Origin of the sequence: Kitasatospora sp. NPDC049258 (assembly GCF_040678895.1) — a bacterium.
Lineage (GTDB): Bacteria > Actinomycetota > Actinomycetes > Streptomycetales > Streptomycetaceae > Kitasatospora.
Genome location: NZ_JBFAQT010000026.1, coordinates 57,067 through 73,014 on the forward strand (window position 1 = coordinate 57,067; position 15,948 = coordinate 73,014).

Genomic DNA, 15,948 nt, shown 5'->3' on the forward strand with positions numbered 1-15,948 from the left:
CGCGCTGGAAGCCACCCGAACGGTTGTCACGGTCCCGGTTGAAGCCACCCGAACGCTCGTCCCGGTCACGGCCGAAGGAGCGACCGCCACGGTCGTCGCGGTCCCGGTCACGGCCACCGCGGTCGTCCCGGTCCCGGTTGAAGGACGGACGCTCGCTGCGGGCCTCGCGGTAGGCGGGGACGCGCTCCTCCTCGACCGCCGGAGCGGTCTCGGCGGCGGTCGCCTCGGCGGACTCGGCGGCGGCCTCGGCGGCCGGCTCCTCGTCCTCGATGCCGAGCGCGGCACGCTCACGGGCGGCGCGGGCGGCCAGGCGGTCGGCCTCCTCGCGCAGCTCGGCGGCGCGGCGCTGGGCGCGCTCCAGCTGGCGGGTCATCTCGGCGACCTCGCGCTCCGCCGCACCGGCGATGCCGGAGGCGGACTCGGCCTGCACCTCGACCAGCGAGCGGGCACCGGTGATCCGGGCCACCTCGGGGTCGAAGGCGTGGTCGAGGATGTGGCGCGAGGCGTCCACGCCCGCGTCCTCCATCAGCCGGAAGACGCCGCGGCGCTGGTGCGGCAGCACCAGGGTGACGACGGTGCCGGAGCGGCCGGCCCGGGCCGTACGGCCGGAGCGGTGCAGGTAGTCCTTGTGGTCACCGGCCGGGTCGACGTTGAGCACCAGGTCGATGCCGTCGACGTGGATGCCACGGGCGGCGACGTCGGTCGCCACGACCACGTTGACGTAGCCGTCCTTGAAGTCGCCCAGCACCCGGGTACGAGCGCCCTGGGTCATCCCGCCGTGCAGCGCGTCGGCCTTCACGCCGGCTTCCATCAGCTGCTCGGCGACCCGGTCGGCACCCATCTGGGTGCGGACGAAGATGATCGTCCGGCCCTTGCGGGCGGCGATGGCGTTGGTGATCGGCGCCTTGTCCTTGGGCTTCACCACGAGGATGTGGTGGGTCATCGTGGTGACCGCGCCCGCCGACGGGTCGACCTCGTGGGTGACCGGCTTGTTCAGGTAGCGCTTGACCAGGGTGTCGATCTCGTTCTCCAGGGTGGCGGAGAACAGCAGGCGCTGGCCGCCCGCCGGCACCTGGTCGAGGATCTCGGTGACCTCGGGCAGGAAGCCCATGTCGGCCATCTGGTCGGCCTCGTCGAGCACGGCGACCTGGACGTCGGCGAGCTTGGCTGCGCCGCGGTTGATCAGGTCGCGCAGTCGGCCCGGGGTGGCGACCAGGACGTCCACGCCGCGCTCCAGCGCGTACATCTGGTTGGACATCGAGGTGCCGCCGCAGACGACCTTGAGCTTGAGGCCGAGCACCGAGCCGAACGGCTCCAGCGCGTCGGCGACCTGCATGGCCAGCTCGCGGGTCGGGACCAGGATCAGGCCGCGCGGGTGCTTGGCCCGGGTCCGCTCGCCGCCGGCGAGGCGGGTGAGCAGCGGCAGGCCGAAGCTCAGGGTCTTGCCGGAGCCGGTGCGGCCACGGCCGAGCACGTCCTTGCCGGCCAGCGCGTCCGGGATGGTCGCGGCCTGGATCGGGAACGGGGTGGTGACGTCGCGCTTGGCGAGGGCCCGGACGATGTCGTCCGGCAGGCCCAGGTCGCCGAAGGTGATGGTGGGCTCGGCGGCCTCGTCCGCGGCGGGCTCGGCGGCCCGCTCGTCGGTGTCGAGGTCATCGGCGACGAACTCGTCGGCGGCGAGGTCGACCACGGCTGCGGTCTCGACCTCGGCGGCCTCGATGGAGTCGGTCTGGACGGTGTCGGCGGCGTCCGACCCGTTCGCGGGCATGGCGAAGCGGGCGTCGTCAACGAGAGACAATGCAAAACCTTCCGGAAGTGGCACGCGCCAAAGTCCGGGGTTCTGTTAAGACCGCCTCTATGCGGTCAGCCACGGATCGCCGGAACGCGCCAAGGGCGCCGGGTGAAGAAAAGGCGCCAATCAAATGAATCAAACGAACGATCTACCACCATAGACGAACCTCGGGATCAAAGGCAAACCCGCTGGCCAGGGCGCTATTGCCCGGTAGGAGCCGCACTCGGAGCCGATGATCCGGAGTTACTGGTCGATGGTTCAGGTACCAGTGTGGCAGACGCGGCGGGAGAACCCGGCTGGGTGCTCGGCGACGGGTGGGCCGGGGCGGAGGGGCTCGGCTCGGAGCTCGCCGGGCCGGCCGGGCTCCCGCTCGGCCCCGCGCTGCCGCTGGGCGCGCCCGGCACCACGACCGGCGCCACGATGCCCGCGGACTCGACCGGGGCCGGTTCACCGCCCGCCGCCCCGGCCGCCGGGGTGGCCCCCGGGACGACCGCCTCCCCGACCGCGCCCGCGCCGTGCTCACCGCGCTGACCGCCGTTGCTGCGGGCCGCGCCGCTGGCGGCGCCCGCCTTGCCGGACGCGCCGGCGTGCCCGGTCGGCCGGGCGCTGCCCTGCTGGTCCGAGGAGGCCGCGCCCACCGACATGCACCCGCTCAGCCCGAAGCCGGCGAGGGCCGCCATGACGCCCACCGCCACCCGCCGCCGCGCCGTACGTTCCGCCATCACCGAGCCACCTCCCGCGCCTGCCCCACCCGGGCCGGTCCGTCGTTCTCGGTGCCCAACGCGCGGACGCCCCGCCGGACACGGCCGACCGCCCGGTCGGCCCCCTGGGCCGCTCCCGGGGGCCGCACCGGGGCCGCTCCCGGGGCCCTCGGGGCCCATCGGGGCCGTCACCCCCACAGCGCGCGGGCCACCGCCGTCCCGGTGTACGCGGCGCCGAGGCCGGCCAGCACGCTGCCGGCCACGTTCGCCACGGCGTACAGCCGGGCACCCGTCTCGGCCAGCCGCAGGCTCTCGTACGAGAAGGTCGAGTACGTGGTCAGCGCCCCGCACAGGCCGGTGCCGAGCAGCAGCTGGAGCCGGGAAGGCGCGGCCCCGGCCGTCACCGCGCCGGTGAGCAGCCCGAGCACCAGGCAGCCGGTCAGGTTCACGGCGAAGGTGCCCCAGGGGAAGACCGACTCGTGCCGGGACTGCACCGCCCGGTCCGTCAGGTACCGCAGCGGCGCGCCGACCAGCGCTCCGGCGATCACCAGCAGCCAGCTCATCGGTCACCCCCGCGGCGGCGGTGACCGTGGCCGTAGCGGACCACCTCGACCTCGTCCAGCATCAGCAGGCCGCTGCCGATCAGCCCGTCCAGTTCCGGCAGGAAGGCCCGGACCCGCTCCGGCCGGTCCACGATCACGACCGCCACCGGCAGGCCCTCGCTCAGCGAGAGCAGCCGGGAGGTGTGCACCATCGAGCCGGCCCCGAAGCCCTCGACGCCGTGGAAGACGCTCGCGCCGGCCAGGCCCGCGGCGTGCGCCCGGTGCACGATCTCCGCGGACAGCGGACGGTGGTGCCAGGTGTCCCCCGCCCCGATCAGCACGGTGGCGCGCAGCTCCCGGCGGGGGCCCGCCCCCTCGGCCGGCCCGCTCTCCTCGGTCATGCCGCTCTCCTCGGTCGTACCGGCTCCCTGCGCAGCGCGAGCCTGGTGAGGGTCGCCGCCGCCCAGACCGCGCCGAGGGCGGCGAGCAGCGTGCCCAGCAGGTACGCCAGCGCGCGCCCGGGTTCGTGCAGGTCGATCAGCCGCTGGACGTCGACGGCGTAGGTCGAGAAGGTGGTGAAACCGCCCAGCACCCCGGTGCCGAGCAGCGGGCGGAGCAGCGGATGGGCGCCCGCACCGGACTCGACGAGCAGCACCAGCAGCACCCCGATCGCGGCGCAGCCCACCGCGTTGACCAGCAGGGTTGTCCATGGGAAGGCCCCCGGCGCGGTCGGCCACAGCAGCGCCGCGCCGTACCGGAGCACGGCTCCGATCGCTCCGCCGACGGCGACCGCGGCCACCGTGGGGCCCTGCCCGCGCAGCAGCGCGGGGCGGCGGGGCGGGGCGTTGGCCGGCCGGGTTTCGGTGTGGTGAGAGCTCACACCTCAGTCAATCACCGCCGATCACCTGGCACCTCGTCACCGCACACCCGACAATGGGGCGGTGGAGATGACCCGGGACGAGTTCGAGACGCTGGTCGCCGACGCCCTCGACCAGATCCCGCCGCAGCTCGCGGCCATGATGGACAACGTCGCGGTCTTCGTCGAGGACGAACCCGACCCCGGCGATCCGGAGCTGCTCGGCCTGTACGAGGGCACCCCGCTGACCGAGCGCGGTGAGTGGTACGCCGGGGTACTGCCCGATCGGATCATCATCTATCTCGGGCCGATCCTGCGGATGTGCGAGACCCAGGAGGAGGTCGTCGACGAGGTCCGCACCACGGTGATCCACGAGGTGGCCCACCACTTCGGCTTCGACGACCACGAGCTGCACGAACTCGGCTGGTCCTGACCTCCTCGACCGGCCCGCCCGGTCTCCCACCGCCCCTGACCAGGGCCGCTGACCCGCCGGACCGAAACCGTTTTGGCGTTCCCGCCCGGCATCCCATATGCTTCTCACGTCCCCGACCGCTGGAAGTCAGCCGGGCGGGCCGCAAGCCCTCATCGTCTAGTGGCCCAGGACGTCGCCCTTTCAAGGCGGTAGCACGGGTTCGAATCCCGTTGGGGGCACGGCAGTACCGTAGTAAAGTCAACGCCGCAAGGTGTTGAGGCGGATGAGATCCGCACGAGGTCCTGTGGAGCAGTTGGTTAGCTCGCCACCCTGTCAAGGTGGAGGTCGCGGGTTCAAGTCCCGTCAGGATCGCTCGTCTCGCAAGAGGCGTCGCAGTACGGCCAGGTAGCTCAGTTGGTACGAGCGTCCGCCTGAAAAGCGGAAGGTCGCCGGTTCGACCCCGGCCCTGGCCACAGCTGCTGAACAGCACGAAGGCCCCACCGAGATCCCTCGGTGGGGCCTTTTGCGTGCCGTGTATGCCAACACCGGCGGAGGGAGCGGCAGCGTCCTCAGCGAGGACGCCGGTGGGGAAGCGTGCACGGGCTCGACCCGGCCACCGCTGGCCTCCACCCAGCGCTTCACGTCCTCGGGCGCTCGCTGCCACTTGCTGCCCGAATCGCGCAGCTCGGCATAGTCGACCCAGGCCCAGAAGGCCTCCGCGTCGGCGATGTCCGGCGCCTGCCGGTGGTGCTCCACGCAGAGCAGGGCAAAGTTGCGGACGTCCATCGAGCCGCCCGGGGAGGCGGGGACGACGTGCGCCCGCCCGACCGGTGAGCCCCAGTAGATCAGGCACTCCTCGGCGATCCCGAGGCACTCCATGATCGACTGCTTGGACGGGGCTGTCCTGCGGCTGCTCTCCTCGGTCTCCCGCCTGCGCAGGGGCAGGGAGTCGATGTCGTACCAGAACGAGTTCTCCTCCCCTTCCGGGTAGCCCACAAGCAGCCGCTCCGGGACCAGGTCGTTCTGCCGGCGCGGGTTCTTCACCACGTACAGCGGGGTGTGGAGTTCGGTCAGGTAGGGGAACGCCTTCTCGGGCGAGGAACAGCCGCCGGGGCGCCCCCGGCGCGGTCCGCTGCGCCTTGTGGAGAACCTCGAAGATGCCATGTCGTGGTAGAGCACCACCGGTTTGGCGCCAGGAGGAGTCTTCCGCCCGGCCCTCTGGCCAGCTTTCCTGCGAACCCTGCTCTTCGGCAACGCTGCACTCCCTCCCCGCTGATGCGCACAGGCTCACACGGCCGACCGACACCGATCCTGGCCACGGCTCGGGAAACAGCGGGCCGACGTTCGGCGTTGGTCCGGGTGAACGGGAGCGGTGGCGGTACGGACACCCGGGCGTTGCATGCTTCCCTCGTTTCCCGACTGTCAGTCAGGTCACTTGGGGGCGGACGGAATTGGGATATTCGGCAGGTCGGCCCCGGGCGATCGCGGTTGAGCGATCGGACGAAACACGCCGCGCACGGAATGTCTCATTCCCCTGCCAAGATGGTTACGTGACCGGTAGTACGCCGGGCCCGGCGGCGGCGATCCCGGGCCGACAGCAACTCACCAGCACCGCGCAGCCGTTCGGACTACTGTGACGATCAATCTGCACTGTACGGGGAGAAACGGATGGTACATGCCACATCAGATGCCGCCAGACAGCACCGGCTGCAGGAACTGAGCCAGTTCCTGCGCAGCAGGCGGGCCAAGCTGTCTCCCGGGGAGCTCGGCCTCGACCTGTCGCGCAGGCGCCGCACCCCCGGCCTGCGCCGGGAGGAGGTGGCCGTGCTGGCCGGCGTGGGGACCTCCTGGTACACCTGGCTGGAGCAGGGCCGGGACATCAACGTCTCGACCGAGGTGGTGCAGGCCATCAGCCGGGCGCTGCGGCTGAGCCCGGCCGAGGAGGCGTACTTCTTCCGCCTGACCGGGCTCAACCATCCGAGCCAGCCCGCGACCGCGCCGGCGGTGCAGGAGAAGAGCTACCTGGACCAGATCGTGACCCAGTGGTTCCCCCAGCCCGCGCTCGCGGTGGACCCGTTCTTCAACATCCTGGCCGCCAACGACGCCGTGCCGGAGGTGCTCGGGTTCCCGGCCGGCGGCAATGTGCTGGTCACCTTCTTCACCGACCGGTCCTGCCGGGACCGCTACCGGGACTCCGACCACCTGGCCCAGGTGACGGTCTCGCACTTCCGGGCCGACATGGCGCACTACTTCGGCGACCCGCGGCTGGAGCGTCTCACCAGCCATCTGTGCGCGCTCAGCCCGGAGTTCACCAGGCTGTGGGAGAGCCACAACGTGCTCGACGTGGACCAGCACCGGGCGAAGGTGGTCCGGCACCGGAAGGCCACGGAGCTGACCTTCCACGTCCACACCTGGAACCTGGCGGCCAACGACAACGTGAAGCTCATCCTGCACACGCCGACCGACCAGGCGACCCGGGAGAGCCTGTACCGGCTGTTCCCCGAGCAGCCGGTACAGGCGGAGGGCGGCGACGCCCCGGAGAGCTGACGCGAGGGTGCCGCCCGACCTGGTCCGGTCGGGCGGCACCCTCGGTCTCCGGGCCCGGCGAGCGCCGGGCCCGGCCGGCCGGGTCAGACCGCGAAGGCCAGCGCCGCGCCGTGGCTGTTCTCGAACATGTGGTACCGGCGGATCAGCCCGCCCTCGACGGTGATCCGCAGCGCGAAGACGCTGGCGAACGTCTTGCCGGTGCTGCGGACCTCGTGGGCGAACGAGCCGAGCACCACCGCGTCCGCGCCGTCCACCAGGATCTTCTCGACGTCGAACTCCTTGGTGGCGACGTCCTCCAGCGCACTGCGCAGGAACTCGTCCACCTCCTCGGGGGTGGTCCGGTGCCCGGTCCACGGGACCGTCTCGGAGCCCGCGACCAGGAAGTCCACGGTCGGGGTGAAGAGCTCCAGCATGCCGGGCCGGTCGCCGGCGCCGAAGCGGCCGAAGAACTCCTGGATCGTCTCGGCGGTGCCGCGCTCGGTGGTCGTCGTCATCGCAAGGGTGCCTTTCGTGGTGGGTGTCGCGGAATCCGGAAGGAAGGGGTTCGGGGCGAAGGTCAGGCGGGGCGAAGGTCAGGCCGGGCGAAGGTCAGGCCGGGGCGTCGGACAGGGCGCGAGCCGGCAGCAGCACCCCGCGCAGGTGCGCCTGGATCCGCTCCAGCCCGGGTGTGCCGTCCTGCTCCGCGATGTAGTGGTCGGGCCGCACCAGCAGCACCCCGAACGTCCGCGGCCGCCACGGCCGGCCCGCACCGGCCACCGGGAGCGCCCCGCCGGACGGCAGCCCCTCCACGAGCACCCCCCGTTCGGTGACGGTCCGGACCGTCACCAGGTCGCCGTAGGTCTCGCGCAGTTCCTTGAGCGCCGTCTCGGTCGCCGCCCGTGCGGTGTTGGCCCCGGCGGGCAGGGTGACCAGCAGGGTGTACTGCGAGGTGGTGAGCTCCTCGCGCAGCGGGGAGACCCCGCGCGCACCGCTGACCTCGACCGGCAGGTCGGGCAGCAGGAAGCCGTTGCGGAACTCCCCGGGGGCGAGCGGCAGCAGGCCGTCCAGCGGCAGCAGGTCCAGCAGCGGCGGCAGTTGGCTCTGCCGGGAGGAGTCGGCCGGCTCCGGCTCGCCGACCGCGATCCCGGCCGGGTAGCCGTTGGTCAGTCCGGCCAGCCAGGGGGTGTAGAACCGGTCGAACAGCCCGGTCCGCTCGGCGAGGCCCGCCGCCGCGTCCCGCAGCGCCACCTGCCAGGGCTCCTTGAGCATCCAGGCCTTGGTCTGCACCTCGGCCTGCCGGACCACGGCCGCGGCCACCGCCGACCGCTCGGCGCCGTAGCTGTCGAAGAGGTCGGCGCGCGCGCTGCCCCGGAGCACCAGCGCCATCTTCCAGACCAGGTTGTGCGCGTCGGTGACCCCGGTGTTCAGGCCCTGGCCGCCCGCCGGGCTGTGGATGTGCGCGGCGTCGCCCGCCACGAACACCCGGCCGACCTGGAATCGGTCGGTGTGCCTGGCGTGGATCTTGAAGGTGGTCTTCCAGTCCACGTCGTGCAGGCGCAGACCGCCCGGGCCGCGGTGGTCGACGTACTCCTGCAGCACCTGGTCGGTGAGGTCCTCCGGGCGCAGGTCCGGCGGGCCTGCGGTGAAGACCCGGAAGCGGCCGTTGTAGAGCGGGACCATCACCAGGATGCCGCGCTCGGACTGGAAGTAGTGGACGGCGTCGCGCTGCAGCTCCCCCTCGACCGAGGTGTCCGCGAGGATGAACAGGTTGGGGTAGGTGGAGCCCTCGAACTCCAGGCCGATCAGCCTGCGCACGGTGCTGCTCGCCCCGTCCGCGCCGATCACGTAGGCGAACTCGGCGCTCCCCGGCGTGCCGCCCGCGGCCTGCAGCACGGCCGTGACCCCGTCCGCGTCCTGGCCGAGCTCGACCAGGGTGGTCCCCCACTCGATCCGGCCGCCGGCCTCCTCCAGCGCGGCCCGCAGCAGGGCCTCCACGTCCGGCTGGGTGATCACGGCGGGCTGGGTCTCCTGGTCGAAGGCCAGCCGGCAGATCTGCCGGGCGTCGGAGTAGTAGCGGAACGAGTCGACGGGCAGCCCGTACTTCTCGATGTGCGCTCCGCCACCGAGACGGCGCAGCACCTCCAGGGTCCGCGGCCACACCATCAGGGCCTTGGTCAGCGGGCTCGGCCCGCTCGCCTGGTCGATGATCCGCACCGGTACCCCCCGGCGGGCCAACTCGGTCGCTGCGGTCAGGCCGACGGGCCCGGCGCCCACCACCAGGACCGGCCGTGCGTCTTTCATGACGTACCTCCGCTTGGTGACTCAAATCCGTTTGTTGTCAGGTGAGTTTCAGGTGTGTCGCGGCCGGCCGGCCCGGCGGTCAGCCCGCGCTGAGGGCCTGTGCCTGCGGCTCGCGCTCGGGGCCGGCGACGGGCGGGTGGCTGCCGGCGCGTTCGCGCAGCATCCAGACGATCCCGGGGGCTCCCAGCAGGCAGACCGCCGCCAGGATCCAGAGCACGGTGTGGAAGGCCGAGGTGTAGGAGTCCGAGACGAACCCGACGAACGCCTCCCGCTCGCCGCCGGCCACCGCCTCGGCGGCCGGGCCCAGTTCGCCCTGCACCGCCTTGTTGGCCAGCGTGCCGACGCTGTGCGCGTAGGGCTCGCCGAACCGGTCGATCCCGCCGGTCAGCCGGTTCCGGGTCAGGCTGACCAGGACGGCGCTCATCCCGGCGATGGCCACCGTCTCGCCGGTCAGCCGCAGGGTGTTGAACATGCCGGCCGCCATGCCGGCCCGGCTGGCGTCCACGGTGCCGACCGCCGCGCCGTCCAGCAGGCCGAAGGAGATCCCGACGCCGGTACCGATCACCAGCAGCGGTCCCGCCAGGTCGGCGGTGGTGGAGTCGCGGTCGATGGCGGTCAGCCAGATCGCGCCGAGCCCGACCAGCAGCAGGCTCACCCCGAGCAGGACCCGGGTGGAGACGGCCCTGGTCAGTACGCCCGCCGCCATCGGCAGCAGCAGGACCGGGCCGCTCAGCAGCAGCATGGTCAGCCCGGCCGCCCGGGTGCTCATGCCGTTGATGCCGATGAAGTACGAGGGCAGCAGGACCAGCAGGCAGACGAACCCGAAGGCGAGCAGCACCGGCATCAGCGAGACCGCGACGAACTGCGGCCGCCGCAGCAGCGACAGCTCGAACATCGGCCGGGCCTGCCGCTGTTCGGCGAGCACGAAGCCGGCCAGCAGCACGGCCGCCAGGGCCAGCAGGGCCAGGACGAGCGGGTCGCCCCAGCCGAGCTGCGGTCCCTCGACCAGGGCCAGGGTGGCGGCGAACAGGCTGCCGCTGAAGGTCAGTGCGCCCGGCCAGTCCACCCCGGTCGCGTCCGGGTCCCGGGATTCGCGCAGGAAGGGCAGGCTGAGCAGCACCAGGGCGGAGATCGCCGCGTGGCACAGGAAGACCGCCCGCCAGCCGCCCGCCTGGACCAGCAGGCCGCCCATCGAGGGGCCGAGCGCCAGTCCCAGCCCGAAGGAGGAGCCGAGGAAGCCGAACGCCCGCATCCGGGCCGGTCCGTCGAAGGTCTGCGCCAGCAGCGCGGAGGCCGCGGTGAGCACCATGGCCGCGCCCACCCCGGCGAGGGCGCGCAGCAGGTCGAGGACGACGATGTCGGAGACCAGCGCGGCCCCGAGGGTGCACAGGGTGAAGACGACCAGGCCCGAGCCGAACATCCGGCGGCGGCCGACCAGGTCGGCGATCGAGCCGGCCGCCAGCATCACGCTGGCGAAGGTCAGGTTGTAGGCGTTGACGACCCACTGGAGGCTGACCAGGCTGGCGTCCAGGTGGCTGCCGATCGACGGCAGCGCCACCGAGGTGCCGGTCAGCGAGGCCGGGAGCAGCCCGCAGGAGACGCAGACCGCTATCAGGGTGATGGCGGGGTGGACGCGCGGACGCGCGCCGTCGAGGGATGCTGTCGACACGGAAGTGCCTTTCGTCAGCTCGTCAGCGGAAGGGGGAGCGGTGCACGCGGATCAGGCGGGCGGGCGGTGGGCCGCGGCCCGGCGCCGCAGGGAGAGCGACTCGGCGGCCCACAGCAGCAGGGTGAGCAGCGAGAGTCCGGCTCCCGCCGCGCAGACGCCGGCCCAGCCCGCGCCGGCGTAGGCCGCGCCGGAGACGGCCGATCCGGCCACGCCGCCCAGGAAGTAGGTGGCCATGTAGGCCATGGTGATCCGGCTGCGCGCTTCGGGGCGGAGCCGGAACACCACGCTGAGGTTGGTCACCTGGGCGCCCTGGACCCCGAAGTCCAGCAGCAGGGTGCCGATCACCAGCGGGATCAGCCGGTGGCCGCCGTCCAGCGCGAGCAGGCCCCAGCTGAGCAGCACCGCGCCGAGCAGCACGCTGCCGGCCAGCCGGTCCTTGCCGCGGTCCACCAGCGGGCCGGTGGCCCGCGCCGCCAGCGCCCCGGCCGCCCCGAGCAGGCCGAAGGCTCCGATCAGGCCTTCGCCGTACCCGTAGGGCGGCCGTTCCAGTTGGAAGGCGACCGAGGCCCAGAAGGTGCTGAAGGAGGCGAAGGAGAGGAAGCCGTAGGCGCAGCGCACCCGCAGGACCGGCTCCTCGCGGATCACCGAGGCGACCGAGGCGAGCAGGGCGGGGTAGCGGCTGCGCCGGCCGGGCGGTACGTCGGGCAGGGTCCGCCACAGCACCGCGGCGAGCAGCACCATCAGTGCCGCCGAGACGGCGAAGACGGCGCGCCAGGTGCCGGCCCACTGGGCGATCAGGCCGGCGCCGGTCCGGGCCAGCAGGACGCCGCCGAGGACCCCGCTCATCACCTTGCCGGTGACCCGTCCGCGCTGCTCGGGCTCGGCGAGGGTCGCCGCGAAGGAGACCAGCAGCGGGGCGACCACCGCGGTGACGGACATCAGGCCGCAGAGCACGATCAGCGCGCCGACCGTGGGCGCGGCGGCCGAGGCGGCCTCGGTGAGGGCCACCGCCAGCAGCAGGGCGACCACCAGCCGGCGCCGGTCGACCAGGTCGCCCAGCGGGACCAGCAGGGCGAGCCCGACGGTGTAGCCCAGGGTGCCGGCGGTGACCACCGCGGAGGCGGTGGCGCTGCTGGTGCGGAAGGTGCCGGCGATCACCGTCAGCAGCGGCTGCGCGTAGTAGATGTTGGCCACGCCCAGGCCCCCGGCGACGGCGAACAGCGTGGTCATGGAGTGCGAGATCCCGCCGCCGGGAAGCATCTGCCGTCTGCCGGCTCGCCGGGTGGCGGTGCCGGTCGTGGAGGGCGGTGCGGATGCTGTCACGGCTGGGCCTTTCTGCTGGGTGGTGCGGGTTCTCCTGCGGGCGCGGTCAGCTCCGGACGGCGAGCACGATCTTTCCGGTGGTCCGGTCGGATTCGCCCAGTTCGTGAGCCTTGGCCGCCTCCGCCAGGGGGAAGACCTCGGCGATCCGCACCCGCAGGCGGCCCCGCTCGGCCAGGTCGGCGAGTGCTTCGAGGCCGCGGTGGTCGGGTTCGACCAGGAACGGGCTGACCCGTACGCCGAGGGCCGCGGCCCGGGTGGCGAGCTCCGGGCCGACCTGGCCGATCGTCAGGATCAGCAGTCCGCCGGGGCGCAGGGTGCGCAGCAGTTCGAGGCTGTGGTCGCCGCCGAGGACGTCCAGTACCAGGTCCTGGTCGCGGACCTGCTGGTGGATCGGGCCGGCGGTGTAGTCCACCGGGTGGTGCACGCCGACCGAGCGCAGGAAGTCGTGCTTGGCGGCGGTCGCCGTGCCGGTCACCACGGCGCCGAGGTCGTGGGCGATCTGGGCGGCGAGGTGTCCGACGCCGCCGGCGGCGGCGGTGATCAGCACCCGCTGCCCGGCGGTCAGGCCGGCCACCTCGACCAGGGTCTGCCAGGCGGTGAGTCCGGCCAGCGGCAGTGCGGCGGCCTCGGTGAAGCTGAGCGCCGCGGGCTTGCGGGCGAAGTGCCGGGCCGGCGCCGTGACGTACTCGCCGTAGCCGCCGCCGGGTCGGGGGAACCAGATCAGTCCGAAGACCTCGTCGCCGGGCCGGAAGCGGGTCACCCGGGGCCCGGACTCCACCACGCCGGCGACGTCCCAGCCCTGGACGAAGGGCGGGGCGCCGAGCGCGCCGGTCGGGAAGACCCCGCCGCGGATCTTCCAGTCGACCGGGTTCACCCCGGCGGCGTGCACCTGGACCAGGACCTCGGTGGGGACCGGGACGGGCCGCGGGACGTCCCGCAGCCGGAGCACCTCGGGGGCGCCGACGGCGACCGTCTGGATCGCCTTCATCGTCTCTGCCATGGTTCGAACCTCTCCTGTGCCACGTGTCGTTCGGGCCTTGCGGGTACGGGGGCGGGGTGCGGCGCGGGTACGGGGGCCGGGGCTGGTACGGCGGCCGGGGCTGGTACGGGGGCCGGCGCGGCCGCGAGGACGGTCCAGCCGCGGGCGGCGGCCTCCCGGCGCATCCGGGGGTCGTCCCCGACCACGACCGGGTGTCCGACGGCGGCCAGCATCGGCAGGTCCGAGGGGTGGTCGCCGTAGGCGTGGCTGCCGGCGAGGTCGACGGCGAGCGAGGCGGCGAGCTCCTCGATCGCGCGGGCCTTCTCGGCGCCGATCATCGGTCGCGGCACCGCACCGGTGTAGCGGCCGGCGCCGGTCGCCGGGCGGGTGCACAGGACGGCGTCGGCACCCACCCGGCGGGCGATCGGGTCGAGGCAGGGCGGGAAGGACCCGGAGACCAGCACCACCAGATCGCCCGCCGCGCGGTGCCCGTCCACCGCGGCCAGCACGGCCCGGTCGAGCAGCCCGCCCTGCCGTTCCTCCTGCTGCCACCACCGCTCGCCGCGGTCGGCGAGTTCGGCGACCGAGCGGCCGCCGAACTGCCGGAAGAACTCGCGGTTGACCTGTTCGCGGGAGATTCCGGCGGCCTTCAGCCGGCGGTTGTGCGCCATCGCGGCGTCGTAGGCGCCCTCGGCGGCCCCGCTCGCCCGCAGGTCGTAGGCCAGGAAGCGGAACAGGCTGACGCCGTGGATCAGCGTCTGGTCGACGTCGAGGAAGGCCGCGTGACGGGGCATCGGTCAGCCGGCCCGCTCGTCCAGGTAGCGGAGCCAGTCGGCGAGCTGCTGGTCGAGCCGCAGGTCGCCCTCCGGGACGTGGATGCCGTACTCCCGTCCGATGAAGAGCGAGATCTCGATCAGGGTCAGGGAGTCCAGGTTGATGGCCTCCAGGGTCTCGTCGAGCCGCAGCTCGGCGGTGGTGATCTCCGCCTTGTCGGCGATGAACTCCAGGAGCAGGGGGTAGGTGGTGACTGGCATGATCGTTCCTGTCTGTCGTCGTTGGTCCCGGCCGGTCGTCAGATGCGGGCCGGCGCCGGTGGGGCGGCGCCGTTGCGGCCGAGGTCGGGCCAGGTCAGCGCTGCCGCGCCCCAGGTGGCGCCGGCACCGAAGGCGGTCAGCACGACCCGTTGGCCGGCCCGCAGGCGCCCGGTGGCGGCGGCCTCGTCCAGGGCGAGCGGGATGGAGGCGGCCGAGGTGTTGCCGTAGCGCTCGAGGTTGGCGAACGCGCGCTCCCTGGGCAGCCGCAGCTGGTCCGCCACGGCGTGCAGGATCCGCAGGTTGGCCTGGTGGCCGACCAGCCAGTCGACCTCCGCCAGCCCCCAGCCGACCTGGCCGAGCACCTCCCGCGCGGACTCCTCCATGCGGCGGACGGCGTGCTTGAAGACCTCCTGGCCGCGCATGGTGAAGTAGTGGTCCTCCCGGGGGGCCTCGACCCCCAGCGAGCGCTGCCGCGAACCACCGGCCGGCACGATGATCAGATCGGCGAGCAGGCCGTCGCTGCCCAGGTGCAGGCCCAGCAGCGCGCCGGGCTCCTCCCGGTCGCCGGCCCGCAGCACCACGGCGCCGGCGCCGTCGCCGAACAGCGGCGCGGTGGCGCGGTCGGTCGGGTCGATGATGGTGGTGAACGCCTCCGCCCCGACCACCAGCACCCGCTCGGCGTGCCCGGCCGCGATCAGCCCGGACCCGGTCGCCAGGGCGTAGAGGAAGCCCGAGCAGACCGCGCCCACGTCGAAGGCGGGGATGGTGCCGAGGTCCAGGCCGGCCGCGACGATCGGGCCGGTGGCCGGGCACTGGTGGTCGGGCGTCGCGGTGCCCACCACCACGGCGTCCACCCGGTCGACACCGGCCGAGCGCAGGGCGCGGCGGCCGGCCTCGACGGCCAGATCGCTGGTGGCCGTCCCCGGCTCGACCACCCGGCGTTCGGCGATGCCGGTACGGCTGCGGATCCACTGGTCCGAGGTGTCCATGCGCTCGGCCAGCATGTGGTTGGTGACCACCTGTCCCGGTACCGCCGAGCCCGTCCCGGCCAGCACTGACGTGCGGTTCATGAGATCCCCCGTGCGATGGGCCGGCTCAGCGGACGACGACCGAGGCGCGGTCGCTCTCGATCGTCATGTCGATCGCCTGGTACTCCTGCTGGGCCAGCTCGATCGCCTTCTCGACCGTGGTCACGGGGGTCATCCCGAAGATCTCGACGATCTTGTCCAGCCGCTCGGGTATCGTCCCGCCGACCACGTGGACCGGGATGCCCAGCTCCGCCGCGACCTCCAGCAGCCGCTCGTCGGCCATCGAGCGGAAGCGCTCGTTGACCGGGCGGTGGCCGTCCTTGGCCAGCGCCAGCTCGTTCGGCAGGTGGATGAAGGCGTCGTAGGTGGTCCGCACGTGCTGCTTGTAGGCCACCCCGAGCTGCTCCATGACCTGCTCGAAGACCCGGATGTCGGCGGTGCGCTCGACGCTCTCCAGCTCGCTGAGGTGCATCGAGTCGTTCGGGTTGATGCCGACGATGACGCGCACCGAGCCGTAGATCCACTCCTGCAGCGAGGTCCCGTCGGACACGAAGGTGTCGCCGGCCCGGGACTCGTGCAGGATCCGGTCCACGTGCCGGCGCACGATCAGCTGGACCAGCTCGGCCGCGGTGCACTGTTCCAGCGTCTTTCCGGGCACCGCCTCGGGCAGCAGTTCCCGCATGGTGCGGGCCCGGGTACGCGGAATTCCCGCGTAGTGCGCGAGCGCATAGGTGGTGAAGGTCTTTCCGGAGGAATACGTACCGGAAATCGCGAGTCTCATGACA

The 15,948-nt window shown here is 72.9% G+C and carries 16 protein-coding genes and 3 tRNA genes; 6 read left to right on the forward strand and 13 right to left on the reverse strand.

Annotation, left to right across the window (positions count from 1 at the left end; all coding sequences use genetic code 11):
• On the reverse strand, positions 1-1,768 hold a 1,768-nt coding region (locus AB0K43_RS21795), incomplete at its 3' end, for a DEAD/DEAH box helicase (RefSeq protein WP_363642228.1).
• Between the two features lie 294 nt (positions 1,769-2,062).
• Here AB0K43_RS21795 and AB0K43_RS21800 point away from each other — a divergent pair.
• Positions 2,063-2,323 (forward strand): hypothetical protein, encoded by a 261-nt coding sequence (locus AB0K43_RS21800; RefSeq protein ID WP_363642160.1) that lies wholly within the window; start codon positions 2,063-2,065, stop codon positions 2,321-2,323.
• Between the two features lie 358 nt (positions 2,324-2,681).
• Here AB0K43_RS21800 and crcB (AB0K43_RS21805) read toward each other — a convergent pair whose 3' ends face one another.
• The 3 genes from crcB (AB0K43_RS21805) to crcB (AB0K43_RS21815) are packed head-to-tail and all read right to left on the reverse strand — an operon-like array spanning position 2,682 to position 3,915.
• The gene (gene crcB, locus AB0K43_RS21805; RefSeq protein ID WP_363642162.1) at positions 2,682-3,056 is read right to left on the reverse strand and encodes a fluoride efflux transporter CrcB; all 375 of its coding nucleotides are present in this window, start codon (positions 3,054-3,056) and stop codon (positions 2,682-2,684) included.
• A complete protein-coding gene (locus tag AB0K43_RS21810) occupies positions 3,053-3,436 on the reverse strand; it encodes a DUF190 domain-containing protein (protein ID WP_363642164.1) in 384 nt (127 codons plus the stop codon). Before AB0K43_RS21810 ends, crcB (AB0K43_RS21805) begins: the two co-directional genes overlap by 4 nt.
• Complete coding sequence (crcB, locus tag AB0K43_RS21815; protein WP_363642166.1) at positions 3,433-3,915, reverse strand: fluoride efflux transporter CrcB; 483 nt, start codon at positions 3,913-3,915, stop codon at positions 3,433-3,435. Before crcB (AB0K43_RS21815) ends, AB0K43_RS21810 begins: the two co-directional genes overlap by 4 nt.
• 67 nt (positions 3,916-3,982) lie before the next feature.
• Between crcB (AB0K43_RS21815) and AB0K43_RS21820 the strand changes: the two genes are divergently transcribed.
• From AB0K43_RS21820 to AB0K43_RS21840, 5 genes are all read left to right on the forward strand, one after another.
• Entirely contained in the window at positions 3,983-4,324 is a 342-nt protein-coding gene (locus tag AB0K43_RS21820) for a metallopeptidase family protein (RefSeq protein ID WP_363642230.1), read from the forward strand.
• 145 nt (positions 4,325-4,469) lie between these two features.
• Positions 4,470-4,542 (forward strand) — tRNA-Glu (locus tag AB0K43_RS21825).
• 59 nt (positions 4,543-4,601) lie between these two features.
• Positions 4,602-4,675 (forward strand) — tRNA-Asp (locus AB0K43_RS21830).
• A 27-nt stretch (positions 4,676-4,702) separates the two neighbouring features.
• Positions 4,703-4,776, forward strand: a tRNA-Phe gene (locus AB0K43_RS21835).
• Between the two features lie 1,195 nt (positions 4,777-5,971).
• Positions 5,972-6,850 (forward strand): helix-turn-helix transcriptional regulator, encoded by an 879-nt coding sequence (locus tag AB0K43_RS21840; RefSeq protein ID WP_363642168.1) that lies wholly within the window; start codon positions 5,972-5,974, stop codon positions 6,848-6,850.
• Between the two features lie 83 nt (positions 6,851-6,933).
• Here AB0K43_RS21840 and AB0K43_RS21845 read toward each other — a convergent pair whose 3' ends face one another.
• The 9 genes from AB0K43_RS21845 to AB0K43_RS21885 form a co-directional block, all read right to left on the reverse strand.
• The gene (locus tag AB0K43_RS21845; protein ID WP_363642170.1) at positions 6,934-7,344 is read right to left on the reverse strand and encodes a nuclear transport factor 2 family protein; all 411 of its coding nucleotides are present in this window, start codon (positions 7,342-7,344) and stop codon (positions 6,934-6,936) included.
• A gap of 94 nt (positions 7,345-7,438) precedes the next feature.
• Positions 7,439-9,130: an FAD-dependent monooxygenase gene (locus tag AB0K43_RS21850; protein ID WP_363642172.1), complete on the reverse strand. Its 1,692-nt coding sequence runs from the start codon at positions 9,128-9,130 to the stop codon at positions 7,439-7,441.
• A 79-nt stretch (positions 9,131-9,209) separates the two neighbouring features.
• The gene (locus AB0K43_RS21855; RefSeq protein ID WP_363642174.1) at positions 9,210-10,799 is read right to left on the reverse strand and encodes an MFS transporter; all 1,590 of its coding nucleotides are present in this window, start codon (positions 10,797-10,799) and stop codon (positions 9,210-9,212) included.
• Between the two features lie 51 nt (positions 10,800-10,850).
• Positions 10,851-12,029: an MFS transporter gene (locus AB0K43_RS21860; protein WP_363642176.1), complete on the reverse strand. Its 1,179-nt coding sequence runs from the start codon at positions 12,027-12,029 to the stop codon at positions 10,851-10,853.
• Between the two features lie 139 nt (positions 12,030-12,168).
• A complete protein-coding gene (locus tag AB0K43_RS21865; protein ID WP_363642178.1) occupies positions 12,169-13,122 on the reverse strand; it encodes an NADP-dependent oxidoreductase in 954 nt (317 codons plus the stop codon).
• Positions 13,107-13,895: an HAD-IB family hydrolase gene (locus tag AB0K43_RS21870; RefSeq protein ID WP_363642180.1), complete on the reverse strand. Its 789-nt coding sequence runs from the start codon at positions 13,893-13,895 to the stop codon at positions 13,107-13,109. Before AB0K43_RS21870 ends, AB0K43_RS21865 begins: the two co-directional genes overlap by 16 nt.
• A gap of 3 nt (positions 13,896-13,898) precedes the next feature.
• Positions 13,899-14,135: an acyl carrier protein gene (locus AB0K43_RS21875; protein ID WP_363642182.1), complete on the reverse strand. Its 237-nt coding sequence runs from the start codon at positions 14,133-14,135 to the stop codon at positions 13,899-13,901.
• Positions 14,136-14,173: 38 nt separating this feature from the next.
• Positions 14,174-15,205 carry a beta-ketoacyl-ACP synthase III gene (locus AB0K43_RS21880; protein WP_363642184.1) on the reverse strand — a complete coding sequence of 344 codons (1,032 nt, stop codon included), beginning with the start codon at positions 15,203-15,205 and terminating at the stop codon, positions 14,174-14,176.
• 25 nt (positions 15,206-15,230) lie between these two features.
• A complete protein-coding gene (locus tag AB0K43_RS21885) occupies positions 15,231-15,944 on the reverse strand; it encodes an AAA family ATPase (protein ID WP_363642186.1) in 714 nt (237 codons plus the stop codon).
• Positions 15,945-15,948: the final 4 nt, after the last annotated feature.